Source organism: Rhodococcus sp. PSi06 (assembly GCF_054960675.1).
Genome location: NZ_JBHNYO010000001.1, coordinates 534556 through 549977, shown reverse-complemented (window position 1 = coordinate 549977; position 15422 = coordinate 534556). Strand labels below are relative to the sequence as shown.

General features: G+C 64.3%; 16 protein-coding genes. 4 read left to right on the top strand and 12 right to left on the bottom strand.

Annotated features, from left to right (window positions below; genetic code table 11):
* Positions 1 to 262, top strand: a 262-nt coding sequence (locus ACFI9K_RS02665; RefSeq protein ID WP_462662093.1) for a transposase, incomplete at its 5' end; no start/stop codon positions are given.
* A 74-nt stretch (positions 263 to 336) separates the two neighbouring features.
* On the opposite strand, the gene ACFI9K_RS02660 is transcribed toward ACFI9K_RS02665, so the two are convergent.
* From ACFI9K_RS02660 to ACFI9K_RS02650, 3 genes are all read right to left on the bottom strand, one after another.
* Positions 337 to 1185, bottom strand: coding sequence for a 3-hydroxybutyryl-CoA dehydrogenase (locus tag ACFI9K_RS02660; protein ID WP_462662113.1), 849 nt, complete (start codon positions 1183 to 1185; stop codon positions 337 to 339).
* Between the two features lie 5 nt (positions 1186 to 1190).
* Positions 1191 to 2348 carry an acyl-CoA dehydrogenase gene (locus tag ACFI9K_RS02655; RefSeq protein WP_462662092.1) on the bottom strand — a complete coding sequence of 386 codons (1158 nt, stop codon included), beginning with the start codon at positions 2346 to 2348 and terminating at the stop codon, positions 1191 to 1193.
* A 147-nt stretch (positions 2349 to 2495) separates the two neighbouring features.
* Positions 2496 to 3143 carry a TetR family transcriptional regulator gene (locus ACFI9K_RS02650; RefSeq protein WP_462662091.1) on the bottom strand — a complete coding sequence of 216 codons (648 nt, stop codon included), beginning with the start codon at positions 3141 to 3143 and terminating at the stop codon, positions 2496 to 2498.
* Positions 3144 to 3233: 90 nt separating this feature from the next.
* On the opposite strand from ACFI9K_RS02650, the gene ACFI9K_RS02645 reads away from it, so the two are divergent.
* Positions 3234 to 4655 carry a xylulokinase gene (locus tag ACFI9K_RS02645; protein ID WP_462662090.1) on the top strand — a complete coding sequence of 474 codons (1422 nt, stop codon included), beginning with the start codon at positions 3234 to 3236 and terminating at the stop codon, positions 4653 to 4655.
* Here ACFI9K_RS02645 and ACFI9K_RS02640 read toward each other — a convergent pair.
* Genes ACFI9K_RS02640 through ACFI9K_RS02610 form a run of 7 tightly spaced genes read right to left on the bottom strand, consistent with a single transcriptional unit; the run spans position 4628 to position 11993 of the window.
* The gene (locus ACFI9K_RS02640) at positions 4628 to 5701 is read right to left on the bottom strand and encodes an SDR family oxidoreductase (RefSeq protein ID WP_462662089.1); all 1074 of its coding nucleotides are present in this window, start codon (positions 5699 to 5701) and stop codon (positions 4628 to 4630) included. The two genes, ACFI9K_RS02645 and ACFI9K_RS02640, sit on opposite strands and share 28 nt — an antisense overlap.
* A 47-nt stretch (positions 5702 to 5748) precedes the next feature.
* Positions 5749 to 6486 carry a sulfite exporter TauE/SafE family protein gene (locus ACFI9K_RS02635; protein ID WP_462662088.1) on the bottom strand — a complete coding sequence of 246 codons (738 nt, stop codon included), beginning with the start codon at positions 6484 to 6486 and terminating at the stop codon, positions 5749 to 5751.
* Complete coding sequence (locus ACFI9K_RS02630) at positions 6486 to 7481, bottom strand: ABC transporter ATP-binding protein (RefSeq protein WP_462662087.1); 996 nt, start codon at positions 7479 to 7481, stop codon at positions 6486 to 6488. The genes ACFI9K_RS02635 and ACFI9K_RS02630 overlap by 1 nt, the downstream gene beginning before the upstream one ends.
* A complete protein-coding gene (locus ACFI9K_RS02625) occupies positions 7474 to 8493 on the bottom strand; it encodes an ABC transporter ATP-binding protein (RefSeq protein WP_462662086.1) in 1020 nt (339 codons plus the stop codon). Before ACFI9K_RS02625 ends, ACFI9K_RS02630 begins: the two co-directional genes overlap by 8 nt.
* Positions 8490 to 9476 (bottom strand): ABC transporter permease subunit, encoded by a 987-nt coding sequence (locus ACFI9K_RS02620; protein ID WP_462662085.1) that lies wholly within the window; start codon positions 9474 to 9476, stop codon positions 8490 to 8492. The genes ACFI9K_RS02625 and ACFI9K_RS02620 overlap by 4 nt, the downstream gene beginning before the upstream one ends.
* 8 nt (positions 9477 to 9484) lie before the next feature.
* The gene (locus tag ACFI9K_RS02615; RefSeq protein WP_462662084.1) at positions 9485 to 10414 is read right to left on the bottom strand and encodes an ABC transporter permease; all 930 of its coding nucleotides are present in this window, start codon (positions 10412 to 10414) and stop codon (positions 9485 to 9487) included.
* A 1-nt stretch (position 10415) separates the two neighbouring features.
* Positions 10416 to 11993 (bottom strand): ABC transporter substrate-binding protein, encoded by a 1578-nt coding sequence (locus tag ACFI9K_RS02610; protein WP_462662083.1) that lies wholly within the window; start codon positions 11991 to 11993, stop codon positions 10416 to 10418.
* 338 nt (positions 11994 to 12331) lie between these two features.
* Between ACFI9K_RS02610 and ACFI9K_RS02605 the strand changes: the two genes are divergently transcribed.
* Both ACFI9K_RS02605 and ACFI9K_RS02600 read left to right on the top strand, forming a co-directional pair.
* Entirely contained in the window at positions 12332 to 13327 is a 996-nt protein-coding gene (locus ACFI9K_RS02605; protein WP_462662082.1) for a 2-hydroxyacid dehydrogenase, read from the top strand.
* On the top strand, positions 13324 to 13719 hold the full coding sequence (locus tag ACFI9K_RS02600) for a universal stress protein (protein WP_462662081.1): 396 nt from the start codon (positions 13324 to 13326) through the stop codon (positions 13717 to 13719). Before ACFI9K_RS02605 ends, ACFI9K_RS02600 begins: the two co-directional genes overlap by 4 nt.
* Positions 13720 to 13726: 7 nt before the next feature.
* Here ACFI9K_RS02600 and ACFI9K_RS02595 read toward each other — a convergent pair whose 3' ends face one another.
* The gene (locus ACFI9K_RS02595) at positions 13727 to 13903 is read right to left on the bottom strand and encodes a hypothetical protein (RefSeq protein WP_462662080.1); all 177 of its coding nucleotides are present in this window, start codon (positions 13901 to 13903) and stop codon (positions 13727 to 13729) included.
* Between the two features lie 458 nt (positions 13904 to 14361).
* Complete coding sequence (locus tag ACFI9K_RS02590; RefSeq protein ID WP_462662079.1) at positions 14362 to 15255, bottom strand: LysR family transcriptional regulator; 894 nt, start codon at positions 15253 to 15255, stop codon at positions 14362 to 14364.
* Between the last annotated feature and the right edge of the window lie 167 nt (positions 15256 to 15422).

Here is a 15422-nt window from a genome sequence, read left to right as displayed (position 1 = left end):
TCACTCGTGGAGTCGGTTGCTCACCGATGCGGGGGCAATCCAGTCGATGTCGCGTAAAGCGAACTGCTACGACAACGCGATCATCGAGAACTTCTTCGGTCACCTCAAAGAAGAGATGTTTCATCACATCCGATATCTCGACCTGGGCTCCTTGCAGACCGCGATCGAGGACTACATCGACTGGTTCAACAACGACCGCATCTCGCTACGCCTCGATGGCCTGAGCCCGGTGCGATACCGAGCTCAGGCCCTCGCGGCCTAGGCTTTGCATTAACCAGTCCAACCCGCGGGGTCCAGTGCAGGTGAATGGACCATTCACGCAGACTCGGGGGCCTACTACGAATACGTGTAGAAACCCTTGCCGGTTTTGCGACCCAGCATTCCCGCGTCCACCATGCGCTGCAGCAGCGGCGGCGGAGCGTAGTGCGGTTCACGGAACTCCGCGTAGAGCGACTCTGCCACTGCGAGGGTGACGTCGAGGCCGACGGTGTCGGTCAGACGCAGCGGACCCATGGGGTGAGCGCAGCCGTTCACCATGCCGTCGTCGATGTCCTCGGCACTGGCGAAGCCGGACTCGAGCATGCGGATGGCCGAGACCATGTACGGGATGAGCAAAGCGTTGACGATGAATCCGGCGCGATCTCCGGCGCGAATCGTCTTCTTACCCAACGTGTTGCCTGCATAGTCGGTGACCGCGTCCACGGTTTCTTCGCTGGTGAGGAGGCTGACGACTATCTCCACCAACGGGAGCACCGGCACGGGGTTGAAGAAGTGCACTCCGACAACCTTGTCGGGACGCTTCGTCGCGTTGGCCATCTTGATGACCGGAATCGACGAGGTGTTCGTGGCCAGGATTCCCTCGGGTTTGACGATGGAATCGAGTTTTCCGAACAGATCGAGCTTGAGCGATTCGATCTCCGGTGCCGCCTCGATCACGAGGTCGCGGTCTGCGAAATCGTTGATGTCGAGCGTCAACGAGATTGCTGCACGGGTCTTCTCGGCCGCGTCGGCTTCGATGCGGCCGGACTTGACGGCGCGAGCGAAGGACTTGTCCAGGCGAGCCTTTGCGGCGTCGGCCGTCGCCTGACTCGTTTCGAGGATCAGTACGGAACTTCCCGAGCGTGCGCACATTTCGGCGATTCCGGCACCCATGGTGCCCCCACCGATGACGCCTACGAGTTCGATTGTGCTCATTTGAGCAGCGCCCGCGACATGACGACACGCTGAATCTGGTTGGTGCCCTCGTAGATCTGAGTGATCTTGGCGTCACGCATCATGCGCTCGACCGGGAAGTCCGTGGTGTATCCGGCACCGCCGAAGAGCTGCACGGCGTCGGTGGTGACCTCCATGGCCACATCGGAGGCGAAGCACTTCGCCGCTGCGGAGATGAAGCCCAGGTTCTTCTCGCCGCGCTCGGCACGGGCTGCGGAGCTGTAGACCATCAGACGTGCGGCTTCGACCTTCATCGCCATATCGGCGAGCATGAACTGCACGGCCTGGAAGCTCGAGATCGAGGTGCCGAACTGCTTGCGGTCCTTGGTGTACGCGATGGCCGCGTCGAGGGCACCCTGTGCCAGACCGACGGCCTGCGCGCCGATGGTGGGTCGGGTGTGGTCGAGGGTCTCGAGGGCAGTTTTGAAGCCTGTGCCGGGCTCGCCGATGATGCGATCGCCGGGAATCTTGCAGTTCTCGAAGTACAACTCGGCGGTGGGTGAGCCCTTGATGCCGAGCTTCTTCTCCTTGGGGCCGACGACGAATCCCTCGTCGTCCTTGTGCACGATGAACGCCGAGATGCCGTTGGCACCCTTGTCGGGGTCGGTCACGGCCATGACGGTGTACCAATCGGACTTGCCGCCGTTGGTGATCCAGCACTTGGAGCCGTTGAGGATCCAGTCGTCACCGTCGGCCTTGGCGCGGGTACGCATGCTCGCCGCGTCGGAGCCCGCCTCGCGCTCGGACAGGGCGTACGACGCCATCGCACCGCCGGCGAGGGACGGCAGAACCTGCTTCTTGAGCTCCTCGGAGCCCTTGAGAATCAGGCCCATCGTGCCCAGCTTGTTGACGGCGGGGATCAGCGAGGACGACCCGCATACGCGAGCGACCTCTTCGATGACGATGCAGGCGGCAACCGAATCGGCACCCTGACCGTCGTATTCCTCGGGAACGTGAATGGCGTTGAAGCCGGAAGCGTTGAGCGCCTTGAGGGCCTCTTCGGGGAAGCGCGAGTCCTCGTCCACCTCTTTGGCGTACGGGGCGATCTCCTTCTCCGACAGTGCTCGAATGGCTGCACGCAGTTCGTCGTGCTCCTCGGGCGATTGATACAGATCGAAGTCGGGGTTTCCGGCCATGTCGGCCACGCTCCTTGAAGATAGGGGGATCAGCACTGCCCAAGCTGGGCACTCAGTGCCAAGGCTGATCCCATAGTACGTCCACAGTCGTATGACTTCAAGGATGGGTTCACCATGTACGGCACTGAGTGCCATCGAGGGCGTGAGTCACGCGGTTGTGTGATCGGCCAAGGCGTCGACCACTTTGGCGACGGATACGCCCCGCGGAAACGAGGCGACGACGATCTCGCCGAGGAACTGCGCACGCACCTGCGCCAACGCGGTGCGCAGGTCGCTGACCGATGTGGGCAGGCCATCACGAATCATCCGTCGCAGGATGTAGTTGTGCGTTGCGGTCACCGATGCCGAGAACTGCAGGATTTCCAGATGCGAGTGCTCCGGGCGCACTCGCTGTAGATACTCGACGAAGAGTCGGTCGTAACGAAAGACGGTGACGATCTCTCGATCGCGGAGCGCAGGGTTGCGGTGCACCACCTGGTAGCGCAGGCGCGACATCTCGAGCCAATCGGAGAATCGCTCGTACACCTGCAGCGCAGCGTCGCACACCGCCTGCCAGGGATCGCCTTCGTTCGAGTCGAGAAATGCGCTTGCCTGCTCGAGCAGGATTTCGTGATCGGCGAAGACGACGTCTTCCTTGGCGCGGAACTGGCGAAAGAACGTCCGTCGCGAGATTCCGGCGGCTCCGGCGATGTCGTCCACCGTCGTCGACTCGTAGCCCTTGACCGAGAACAGGTCGAGTGCGGCGGTGGCCACGGTCAGCCGGAAGTCGGTGGTTTCGTCGGGTTCTCCGCGCATGTCAGTGAAGGTAGCTCGAGTCCGGCCGGTCGTGGGTCTCGCGCAGGTAGGGTCGTAGGTCACACTTGCGTACGAAAGGACCAGCTCACCGTGGCTCTCGTTGCCGGAATCGACTCCTCCACCCAATCGTGCAAAGTATTCGTCCGTGATGCGGAGTCGGGGGAGTTGGTCCGCCAAGGGCGAGCCGGTCATCCCGACGGCACCGAGGTCGATCCGCAACGGTGGAAGGACGCGCTCGACGAGGCCGTCGCCGACGCGGGCGGGCTCGACGACGTGGCTGCGGTGTCGGTGGGCGCTCAGCAGCACGGCATGGTCTGCCTCGACGACGGTGGATCGGTGGTCCGTAAGGCGCTGTTGTGGAACGACACCCGGTCGGCCCGATCGGCAGACGATCTGATTGTGGAATTGGGCGAGCAGACCGGCGGCGACGGCGGGCAGGCCTGGGCCGACGCCGTCGGCGTGGTTCCGCTGGCCTCGATCACGGTTGCCAAACTGCGGTGGCTGGCCGACAACGAGCCCGACCACGCCGATCGCACTGCGGCGGTGTGTCTTCCGCACGATTGGCTGAGCTGGCAACTCGGCGGGGCATCGGGTCTCGACGCCCTGGCGACAGATCGTGGCGACGCCAGCGGCACCGGATATTTCTCCGCGGCTACCGGCGAGTACCGAAGAGACTTGTTGCAATTGGGCTTTCGCGGTCGAAACCCGGTGTTGCCCCGAGTGGCGACACCGAACGAGGCCATCGGCCACACCGCCGCCGGGGCGCTGATCGGGCCGGGCACCGGTGACAATGCCGCCGCTGCTCTCGCTCTCGATGCCCAGCCCGGTGACGTGGTCGTATCGATCGGCACGTCCGGCGTCGTATCGGCGGTGACCAGCGCGGCAGCGGCCGACGGTTCGGGTCTGGTCGCCGGATTCGCCGACGCCACCGGCCGTCAACTGCCACTGGTCTGCACCCTGAACGCCGCCCGCGTCCTCGATGCGACGGCGCGGATGCTGGGCGTCGATCACACCGAACTGTCGCGGTTGGCTCTGTCGACGACGAGCGACGGACTGGTGATGGTGCCGTACTTCGAGGGCGAGCGCACGCCCAACCTCCCCGACGCATCCGGTGCCGTTCATGGTCTGCGACTGAACAATTCGACGCCAGGGCACCTGGCGAGGGCTGCCGTGGAAGGTCTGCTGTGCGGTCTGGCCGACGGTATCGATTACCTACGCGCACAGGGCGTGGACGTGCGGCGAGTGCTGCTGATCGGCGGCGGCGCGAAGTCCGACGCGCTCCGGGCCCTGGCCCCGGCGATTTTCGGAGCTCCGGTGATCGTGCCCGAGCCCGGCGAGTACGTCGCCGACGGCGCAGCCCGCCAGGCGGCGTGGACGCTGGCCGGAACCAGCGAGCCGCCGACCTGGGCGCAGGCATCGTCACAGACGTACGAGGCCGATCCCACCCCGGCAGTGCGCGAACGCTATGCCGGTTATGCAGGCACTCAGGGGATCAGGCGCGCATCTCGATAGCGCTGGATCACCGAGGCGATGGCGTCGGGTGTCGACCGGAAGCCGAGGAACCCGGCCTTCTTGGACTTGTTCATGTCCGTGAGGCATTCCATGTCGCGGCCGAGGTCGCCGTCGGTGTGCCACCACGATGCCAGGCGGGAAACATCGCTTTCCACCAGATCGTGCTTCTCGGCGATGCGCTTCCATGCGGCGGCCGCGTCGGACATACGGGGTTCGAGGGGACGCGGCTCGGTATCGAAGCCCTCGGGCGTGACGCCGAAGTGCTCGGCGAACTGCGGCCACAGCCAGCGCCATCGAAAGACGTCACCGTTGGCGATGTTGAACGCCTCGTTGCGCGCGTTGTCATCGGTTGCCGCCCAGACCATCTGCTCGGCGAGCAGGTCGGCGTCGGTGAGGTCCGTCAGTCCGTTCCACTGTGTTTCGGAACCGGGGAAGACGAACTTCTCGCCCAGTTCCTTGCAGATCGATGCGTAGACGGACAGCGTCAGCATCATGTTCATCGCGTTGCCCACGGCAAAGCCGGAGACGGTGTGTGCGCGGTGCACGCTCCATCCGAACCCGTATTTCGCTGCGCCGGCGAACAACTCGTCTTCCTGGGCATAGTAGAAGTTCGGTGTGTCGAGCCGCGATTCGGTTTCGTGGAACGGCGTCTCGGCCATCACTGCCTCGCCGTACGCATCGAACGGGCCGAGGTAGTGCTTGAGTCCGGTCATCAGCGCGACGTGCTTCACCGACTCGAGTGGTCCGAGGACGTCGAGCACGTTGCGCAGCGTCGCCGAGTTCACCCCGATGTTCTCCTGTTCGGAGTCCTTCTTCATCCACGCGGTGAAGAACACGACTTCGGGGCGGAGGTCTGTCAACGCATCCGCGAGGGACCGAGGGTCCAGCAGATCCGCCGCCACCGGCATGACACCGTCGACGGGGGTACTTCCGCTGCGACTGAGTCCGTAGGTGGTCCAGCCTGCATCGAGTGCTGCGCGGCACAGCGCCTGCCCGGAAATGCCGGTGGCACCGACGATCAGTGCGCGCGTGGTGTTCGTAGTCATCGTGATCGTCTACCCATCGTGGGGCGATGCAACACGTGACGCGGCCCTCAGATCACAGCGAGTACCTGTTGCCCGACGAGCACGAGTGCTCCGACAGCGGAGACGGTGATCGCGACGATGCGTAGGCGTCGACGATCGAGGACGCGATTGACCACTCGGGAGAGCAGGAAACCGAGAACGGTAGCCGGGGCGAGGAACACGAACAGCGTGGCGGTATGGGCGTCCACGGCACCCGCCACCGCCAGCACCGCCAGCGAGATGAGTGAGCCGACGAGGAAGAAGCAGCTCATGGTGCTGCGCAGTTCGGCTCCGGTATTGCGTTGCCACACCAGGGCCATCGGGGGTCCGCCGATGGAGGTGGCCGTTCCCAGAATTCCCGACGCGGCGCCGGCCACCACCAGATTCCGTCTGTGCGGCAACGGGACCCAGCCGAAGGAGGTCAGAGCGACGCCGGCCAACACCACGAGTGCGAGCATGACGGCCAGTCCACGCTCGGGTAACAGGACGAGCAGTAGTGCTCCGACTGCCGAACCCGGTAGGCGGCCGGCCAGCGCCCACCCCGCGCCCGACAGGTCGAGCGCAGTGCGATCGCGAATCAGAACGAGCACACTGACGACGACGGCGAGCATGATCAGCGTCGCGGGGATGAGGCCGGGATCGACGATGGCCACAATGGGTGCGGCGAGCATGCCCATGCCGAACCCGATGGACGCCTGCATCGCCGATGCGAAGAAGATGGCCAGGGCGACGACGAAAAATCCGGTGATGCTCAGGTGTGTCGCCATCACGTCCCGGCAGCAACGAGGCCGAGATTGCCTGCTACGAGCGGGTAATGGCACTCGGCGATGTGATCGGCCTCGTCGGCATCGAGCGCCACCGGGGGTGCCTCACCGGCGCACAGTTCGGTCGCTTTCCAGCAACGCGTGCGGAAGCGGCATCCCGACGGTGGATTGAGCGGCGACGGCACCTCGCCCTTCAGCAGGATCTTCGTCCCCCGGCTCGACGCGTCGAGTGTGGGTGCCGCTGACATCAACGCCGCCGTGTACGGGTGCGCGGGACGGTCGAATACTGCTTCGGTAGCGCCGGATTCGACGATACGGCCCAGGTACATCACCGCAACGCGGTCGGCGACGTGCCGGACCACCGACAGATCGTGCGAGATGAACACGTAGGAGATGCCGAGCTGCTTCTGCAGGTCGTTGAGCAGGTTGAGCACCTGTGCCTGGACCGAGAGGTCCAGCGCCGAGACCGGCTCGTCGCAGATGATCACGTCGGGGTTGAGCGCCAGGGCCCGGGCGATACCGAGTCGCTGGCGTTGACCGCCGGAGAATTCCTGCGGGAAGCGGTTCTCGTCGCTCGGGCGCAGGCCGACCAGATGCAGCAGTTCACGCACTCTGGCAGAACGGTCACGCCGAGTCTTGTAGAGGCCCTTGTGGGTTCGCCATGGTTCACCGATGATGTCCCCGGCCGTCATACGCGAGTTCAGTGAACCGTACGGATCCTGGAACACCATCTGTACTCGTCGACGCCACGCGAGAAGTTCCTTGCCGCGCAGGGCGAACGGATCGGTTCCATCGAAGGCGACGGTGCCCGAGTCGGGTCGCTCGAGCATCATCAGCGTGCGCGCAAGAGTGGATTTACCGCAACCGGATTCACCCACGAGGCCGAGGGTCTCGCCGCGTCGTAGGTCCAGGTCGATGGCGTCGAGGGCGCGGAGCTTGCCGCGGCCGACGTCGAAGGTCTTGTTCAGTCTGCGCACGGTCAGCAGTTGCTCAGACATGGCTGGTTACCTCGTTCGGGAAGTGGCAGGCCGACATCCGGCCGGTGCCGACGGATTCGAGCGGTGGGCGAGTGCTGATGCAGATCTCTCGGGCGAGAGGGCAGCGGGCCTGATAGACGCACCCGTCGGGGATCGAATGAAGGTCCGGCGGGGTGCCGCCGATCGACTTCAGATCCTCGCCGCGGACGGCGTGGACAGGTACCGAATCCAGCAAGCCCTTCGTGTACGGGTGGCGAGGTTCGCCGAACACCTCGGACACCGGTCCGGTTTCTACGACATTGCCCGCGTACATGATTGCCACTCGGTCGGCCTCCTCGGCCACCAAAGCGAGGTCGTGGGTGATCAGGACGACGGCCATGTCGTGTTCGGTACGCAGTTCCTCGATCAGGGCCATGATCTGCGCTTGCACGGTGACGTCGAGGGCGGTGGTGGGTTCATCGGCCAGCAGCACCGACGGACTCAGGGCCACGGCCATTGCGATCAGCAGGCGCTGGCGCATGCCGCCGGAGAACTGGTGCGGGTACGAGTCGGCTCGCGATTCGGGCTCGGGGATGCCTACGCGGGCCATCAGCGCGATCGCTTCCACGCGCGCTTGTTTGGCCGACATGCCGCGGTGGATCCGGAACGGTTCGGCCAGTTGAGTTCCCACGGTGTAGACAGGATTGAGTGCCGTCAGCGCATCCTGGAAGACGATGGCCAGTTCGGTGGCCGCGATGGTGCGTCGCACCTTGGTCTTGGCGGTCACCAGGTCGACGTCACCTATCTCCACCGAGCCACCGGTGATGTCGGCGATCGGCTCGAGCAACCCGACGATGGCCTGCGCCGTCATCGACTTGCCGCAGCCCGATTCACCCAGCAGAGCGAGCGTTTCGCCGCGGCGGGCGGTGAAGGTGACATGGTCGACGGCGCGAATGATGCCCGACGGCGTCCGCAGATCGACGGTCAGTCCGCGTACGTCCAGTGCGACGCTGTCGGTGTCCGGGCGCTGGGGTGCAGTTGCCGGTGCGCTCATGAGTCGACCTTTCGTGCGGGAATCAGGCGAGACCGCTTGGAGCGGGGGACATTGAGTCGCCAACGCTGTGCCGGATCGGTGGCGATGCGGGCCCACGCGGCGAGAACAGTGGCCGAGACCGTCGTCAACACGATGGCCAGGCCGGGGAAGAACGAGAGCCACCAGGCCGTCTGCAAATACGTCCGGCCCTGCGACACCATCAGGCCCCACGAGACGTCCGGGGGCTGAATACCGATGCCCAGGAAGCTCAGTGACGATTCGGCGAGGATGACGAAGCAGAAGTCGAGGGTGGCGACGGTGAGCAGGGTCGGCAGCAGGATCGGAGCGACATGGCGTCTGATCACCGAGCCGCTCTTCGCGCCGAAAGTACGAGCGGCATCGACGAACAATCGGCTCTGTAGCTCGGCGGACTCGGCGCGGGCGGTACGCAGGTAGATCGGGATACGTGTGACCGTCAGGACCAGAACGATGTTCGCGGCGCTGGGCGAAAAGACGTAGAGCACCACGACGGCCATCAGCAGGGACGGAAAGCTGAGGATGACGTCGGCGACGCGCATCGCCGCGGTCTCGCGCCAGCCACGATGGAAACCGGCCCACATACCGATGAACGAGCCGATGATCGCCGAGAGGATGACGGCCGGAATGGCCACCGAGAGTGTGGTTCTGCTGGCGACGATCAGCCGGGCCAACATGCTCCGGCCCAGTGGATCGGTGCCGAGGATGTTCATCGCGCCGGTGTCGAGGGTGAACGGTGGCAAATTGGAGCGATCGAGATCCTGATCGGTCGCGGCGTCACCGACCAGCATGGGGCCGAAGATCGCGGTGAGGAAGACAAGAACCAGGATCGCGGCGGCGACGGTGGCCACCCGGTCTCGCAGGAGTAGCTTCCACAGCGGGGCCGACGCCTTACGAGATTCCACCGGAGTCGTGGGTGGAACATCCTCGGGCTCGGATGTTTTCGGTGCTTCGAAGTCGAGTGACATGTTCTTACCTAGACCTTCACCTTGTCGCGAACCCGGGCGTCGAGCAGTGCATAGCAGGCATCGATGACGATGTTGAGCACGAAGATGCTCACTGCCGTCAACAGCACGGCCGCCTGCAGAACGGCGAAGTCGCGCTGCAGGATGGCGTCGATCATCAGTTTTCCGATTCCGGGCCAGCCGAAGATGGCCTCGACGACCACCGCGCCGTTGACCAAGCCGACCATCAGGTCGCCTGCGACGGTGAGTGCCGGCGCCGCGGCGTTGCGCAGAGCGTGGTGGGTGACGACTCGAAGATCGCCTGCCCCTTTACTTCTCGCGAGTCGAACGTACGGTGCGGACAGTGCCGAGACCATCGCACCACGCACCACCTGTGTCAGTACCCCGAGCGGACGAATGAGCAGAGTGGCGATCGGCAACACCCAGGAGAGCATTCCGCTGTCCACACCGGAGGTGGGCAGCCAACCGAAGACGATGGCGAAGACATAGACGCCCATGATGGCGAACCAGAAGTCGGGGATGGATGCGGCCGTCATCGACAGCAGGCTGGAGATGCGATCGGCCAACGAGTTCGGTCGGTACGCGGCCCAGCAGCCGATGATCACGGCACCGAGTATGGCCAGGAACATCGTCGCAAAGGCGAGCTGCAGCGTTGCGGGAAAGGCACGTAACGCCATCGCCGACGCGTCCTCACCGGTGCGGAGCGACTGCCCGAAGTCGAGCTGGACGACACCGTTGAAATAGTCCATCAGCTGCGTCAGTACGGGCTGATCGAAGCCGTTGGTGGCGCGGAAGGCTTCGCGCTGGGCCTGGGTGGCCGACTCGGGCAGGTACAGGCTGGTGGGATCGCCGGTGAGACGGGCGAGGAAGAACACGCCCAGCAGTACGACGAACAGTGGGATCAGGCTGGTGTAGATCCGTCGGCGCAGAAATCTGAACATGTCAGGGCCTCTCGGTATCGGCGCGCGTCATCGCGGCGAGGTGCATTTCGTCGACCGTGGCCGAGTTCGGCGTGTAGTCGACCGAGGCGGCCTTGGCGAGCACCCCGTTCATGTGCGCGATGTAGGCCATCTGCATGATGTCCTTCGGTTCGTCCGCGAACACCTGCGCGTACGCGGCCTGTCTTTCTTCTCCGGTGAGGGCACCGGCGGCGGCGATCTCCTTGTCGAATTCCGCTGTGCCGTAGGCGCTCTGGAATCCGTCACTGGTGAAGTACTGGTCGACGGTGAAGGCCGAGTCGCCGGCCTGATTGCCGTGCTGAATCACCAGCAGATACGGCCCGACGTCCGGGAACGGGCGTTCCTGGTATTCGGCGGTACCTGCGGCGTCCATCATTTCGATCTTCACGTTCATGCCGATCTTGGACAGCGAGTTCTGGATGACCTCCACAGTCTCGTTGATCTTGGGGAACTGTCCGGTGCGTCCGATCAGGCGAATCTCCGTCTCCACCGGTACCCCGTCTGCTCGTGCCTCGTCGATCAGCGTGCGGGCCTGGTCCATGTCGTAGGGCCACGGCGTCAGGTCCTCGTTGTAGCCGACGACACCTTCGGAAATCAATTGTGCTGCAGGGGAACCGAGTCCCCTGAAGAGGGCCTTGACGATGCCGTCGCGATTGATCGCGTAGTTGATCGCTTGCCGAACCCTCATATCGTCCAGTGGTGGCTGGGCGGCCTGGATGCGCAGCGCTGTCGTTTCGTTGTTGGGGTAGGCGACCCCGAGGTCGCCGGCACCGTCCTCCGGCCCGACCGACGTGGCGATCTCGGCCTCGCCGTTGGTCACCATCGAGGCACGGACACTGCCCTCGCTGCGCCACTGGTACTCGGCCCTGGCGTACTCGGGCCTCGGGCCCCAATAGGTTTCGTTACGTACCAGGGAAAGCTTCTGGCCGTAGTCCCACCGTTCGATCGCGAACGGTCCCGTTCCAATGGGCTCCCGCACCCGCTCGGTATAGCTGGCAGTACGCGGGACCATTTCCACGAACGACAGACGCAGCGGCAGGATGGGGTCGGGCTCAGGAGACTCGACCGTCAAGGTGAGAGAATCGACGGCGCGGACCACCAGGTTCGCGTCGCCGAACACATACCCCTCGACGTTGCATCCCAGTTCTGAATTCACCGTGCGGTCGATGGAGAACGCGGCGTCCTCGGCCTCGAAGGGACTCCCGTCGCTGAACGTCACGCCGGGGTGGATGGCGAACGTCCACTCGGTGTCGGAGGTCTGCTCCCAGGAGTCGGCGAGCTTCGGTTCGAGATCGCCGGTGCTGGGGTTGCGCTCCATGAGCGGCTCGGTGATGTTCGATCGAGTGACGACGCCGACCGACGTCAACGACACGTCGCATGCTTCCAGGGTGGGTGGCTCCTGGGGGAGGACGATGCGAAGAGTGTCCGCGCGGGCGGCTCCGCCGTTGTTGGAGTTGGCGACGGTGCATCCGCTGGCGATCAGCGAAAGTGACAGCGCGCCAACGGCTATTGCGACGACACGGTGGGTCCGTCCCTGCTGCACGAGGAGTGCAGGGCTCATAGTGGCCTCCAGTGGAAAAAGGATCCGCGTCTGCTGGTTGCAGCCGAATCTGTGACGGTAGACACACGGTATGAGCGTGCGATCTCTACCGTCAACCGGACGAAATCGACTTTTCAGCCAGTTTTTTGGGTCACACACGACGTCTCGGTGAGGCAACAGTCACATCCGTAAGGGGCTGACCAGGTCCGATGGCAACCCCAATGTTCGACGCGGCATCGGCTAGGCGTTGTTCATGCCGTTTGGGTATCGGTCCATGTTATTTCCGTGTTGGACAGGTATCCAAGAGGCGGAATACCGTACAGGAAACGCGCACGTTCCACCATCTCGCGAGGAGAACAATGGTCACCGTCAGCTCAGGGAAACCGTCTGTGTCGCAGCAGGATTCGCGCCGAAACGGTCGGGTGCTTCGAGTGGGACCGCTCAAGCCGTCGCTGATGGACACATTGGTTGCCGACTACGACGCGCTGGAACTGCCCGAAGGCGACGAGCGCGAGGCCTTCCTCTCAGAGCACGGCGAGTCGGTCACCGCGGTTGTCACCTCCGGTCGCACCGGGGTCGATGCAGCGCTGATGGCGCGCTTGCCGCAGCTCGGTGCCGTCGTGAACTTCGGCGTCGGCTACGACACCACCGATGTCGACGAGGCAGCTCGCCGGGGGATCGCGGTCAGCAACACCCCCGATGTGTTGACCGACTGTGTGGCCGACCTCGCCGTCGGGCTGGTGATCGACACCGTGCGTGGGCTGCCGGCCGCCGAGAGATTTGTGCGAGCCGGGCGGTGGCCCGCCGAAGGCAACACACCGCTGACGCGTCAGGTGACCGGCAAGCGGGTGGGAATCATCGGACTCGGTCGCATCGGTTCGGCAATTGCTGACCGGCTCAGGGGTTTTCGCTGCGAGATCTCGTACCACAATCGCAACGAGATCGACGGTTCGCCGTACACGTACGCGGCGAGTCCTACCGCGCTTGCAGAAGACGTCGACGTACTGATCATCGCTGCCTCCGGCGGTTCGGGGACTGCTCATCTGGTGGATCGCGCGGTGCTCGAAGCGTTGGGGTCGCAGGGGTATCTGATCAACGTCGCACGCGGAAGCGTCGTCGACGAGGAGGCCCTGATCGAGTTGTTGACAGCAGGTCGGCTGGCCGGAGCCGGTCTGGACGTCTTCGCCCACGAACCGAACGTGCCCGACGCACTGCTGGCGATGGACAACGTGGTGCTGCTGCCGCACGTGGGTAGCGCAACGGTGGAGACGCGCGCCGCGATGGAAGCCCTCACGCTCGAGAACCTCGATCGCTTCCTGGCGGACGGCACCCTCGTCACCCCGGTGACGCAGTGACCGTCGTTGTCGGCTACTCGCCGACCGTCGAAGGAAAAGGTGCGCTCCCCTTCGCCTTTCACGAGGCACACATGCGCGGAACGGACCTGCTCATCGTGGCCGAGGACAACAGCGCAGCCGACGCCGACTTCGCCGCCACCGTCGAATCGGCTCGCGAGGAGACCGCGGCCGTCGGTGTCACGACGACGATCCACGACAACGAACCAGGCCGCTCGCACGCCGACAATCTGATCGACCTGTCGTTCGACGAGCAGGCTCAGCTGGTCGTCATCGGCATCCGGCGTCGATCACCGGTCGGAAAGCTGTTCATGGGCAGCATCTCTCAGCGCGTTCTCCTCGAGGCGCACTGCCCGGTGACGGCCGTCAAGCCGCCGGTGGGGACGCCGCGCTGACTACGCTTCATGGGCGGGTCCTGCCGTTTCGAATCAACACCACGATACCCAGTCCGATCAGGGTCAGAATCAGTGGCGCAACTATCGCCATGTTCGAGCCGATCGCAGTGAACAGGACGAATGCGGCGAGGGCCGCAAGGAAGTACACCGCAGCGAAACGTGGTGTCCAGAAAACGGTATGCACGCGATCCTCCTGGGTCGGAAGCCAGATGCGGCAGCGCCGGTGGACTTCCCGGCACACGGGTAGATCATGAGGGAAAGTAACGAGTTTGCACAGCCATGCCACGGAGACGGCCCCAGTCGCTCTCGATGGACACGCTGAACGTGTCCAAGATCCGGGGCGGTGCGTGCTGCGTTGCCCCACGGCGATTGTCGGACCATCGATCACGCTCCTTGCCGACAAATTATTCATCTGCCCACCGCCGAAGATGAGCATCTGGACAATAGGTCGGCAAACGGGGACCATCCATCGCCTACACCGATCGTGACACACCGCAAGCAGCAGGGACGGGTGGGAGCGGAGTGGCAACCTCACACCGCTTTTACCGACTGCGCGCCCCCGTTATGACGTGATCGGGGGCGCGCAGTCGGTTGAAAGGGCGCTCGCTTGCGGTTTCGGGCACGCTCTCGATCAGCGGCGCGTCACGACCACTCCCGCGTCGGAAGCACGTCGGTCATGAAGCGGTGCAGTGCCGGGTTGTCGTTGTCCACGCGCCATGCCGCGTCGAGTTCCACCGGCCGTTCTCGCACGGTCCGAACCGGCCGGAACACAACACCTTCCGGCCGCATGGTCGACGCCGTTTCCGGTACCAGCGCCAATCCGATGCCGGAACGAACCAGCACCAGCATCGTGTGGACCTGGGTCACGTACTGCACATAGCGCGGGGTGACGCCGACGATGGTGAATGTACTGATCAGCAGCTCGTGGAAGTACCGAGCATCGACCGGCGAGTACATGATGATCGGCTGGTCGTCGAAGTCCTCCACCGACAGCTCGTCCTTCACGGCGAGAGGGTGGTCGTGCGGCATGGCTGCGATCAACGACTCGTGCAGCACCGGCCTCGACACGATTCCCGGTCGTTTGAGCGGGGGCCTGGCGAGGCCCAGATCGAGATCGCCGACGGCCAACGACTCCATCTGTGCCGCCGAGACCATCTCGCGCAGAACGAGTTTCACATCCGGTAGCTTCTCGCGCGTGGCGTCGAGCAATTGCGGCAGCACTGCATGGGCGGACGCACCGGTGAATCCGACGACTACGGTGCCCAGATCGCCGGTGGGGACGCGTCGCACCGTCAGCAGTGCGCCCTCGGCGAGATCGAGGATGCGTCGGGCCTCGGGTAGGAAGGCAGAACCTGCGGCCGTCAGGGTTACCGACCGACTGGTGCGGTCGATGAGCTGTACTCCAACTTCGCTTTCGAGCTGTTGAATCTGCCTGCTCAGGGGCGGCTGCGTCATGTGCAGTCGCTCGGCTGCGCGCCCGAAGTGCAGCTCCTCGGCGACGGCGATGAAGCAGGACAGTCTGTTGAGCGAGAACATCGATTCATTCCTTGCATCGCGGAGTGAGAGTCGTTGTGCCTTTGTGTATGAATTTAGCGCACTCATCGAAGCTGCCTACGGTTATCAATCTTCCCTCCGGTAAGAGTAGAGTTGCCCGCGGAGCGGACGCGCACGGTCGTGATCCCTCGCACCCATCGAACGGAGTT

Coding starts and splice junctions, on each gene's coding strand:
- ACFI9K_RS02655 (WP_462662092.1), bottom strand. CDS start 2,348: ATGGCCGGAAACCCCGACTTCGATCTGTATCAATCGCCCGAGGAGCAC.
- ACFI9K_RS02650 (WP_462662091.1), bottom strand. CDS start 3,143: ATGCGCGGAGAACCCGACGAAACCACCGACTTCCGGCTGACCGTGGCC.
- ACFI9K_RS02640 (WP_462662089.1), bottom strand. CDS start 5,701: ATGACTACGAACACCACGCGCGCACTGATCGTCGGTGCCACCGGCATT.
- ACFI9K_RS02635 (WP_462662088.1), bottom strand. CDS start 6,486: ATGGCGACACACCTGAGCATCACCGGATTTTTCGTCGTCGCCCTGGCC.
- ACFI9K_RS02630 (WP_462662087.1), bottom strand. CDS start 7,481: ATGTCTGAGCAACTGCTGACCGTGCGCAGACTGAACAAGACCTTCGAC.
- ACFI9K_RS02625 (WP_462662086.1), bottom strand. CDS start 8,493: ATGAGCGCACCGGCAACTGCACCCCAGCGCCCGGACACCGACAGCGTC.
- ACFI9K_RS02620 (WP_462662085.1), bottom strand. CDS start 9,476: ATGTCACTCGACTTCGAAGCACCGAAAACATCCGAGCCCGAGGATGTT.
- ACFI9K_RS02615 (WP_462662084.1), bottom strand. CDS start 10,414: ATGTTCAGATTTCTGCGCCGACGGATCTACACCAGCCTGATCCCACTG.
- ACFI9K_RS02610 (WP_462662083.1), bottom strand. CDS start 11,993: ATGAGCCCTGCACTCCTCGTGCAGCAGGGACGGACCCACCGTGTCGTC.
- ACFI9K_RS02605 (WP_462662082.1), top strand. CDS start 12,332: ATGGTCACCGTCAGCTCAGGGAAACCGTCTGTGTCGCAGCAGGATTCG.
- ACFI9K_RS02590 (WP_462662079.1), bottom strand. CDS start 15,255: ATGTTCTCGCTCAACAGACTGTCCTGCTTCATCGCCGTCGCCGAGGAG.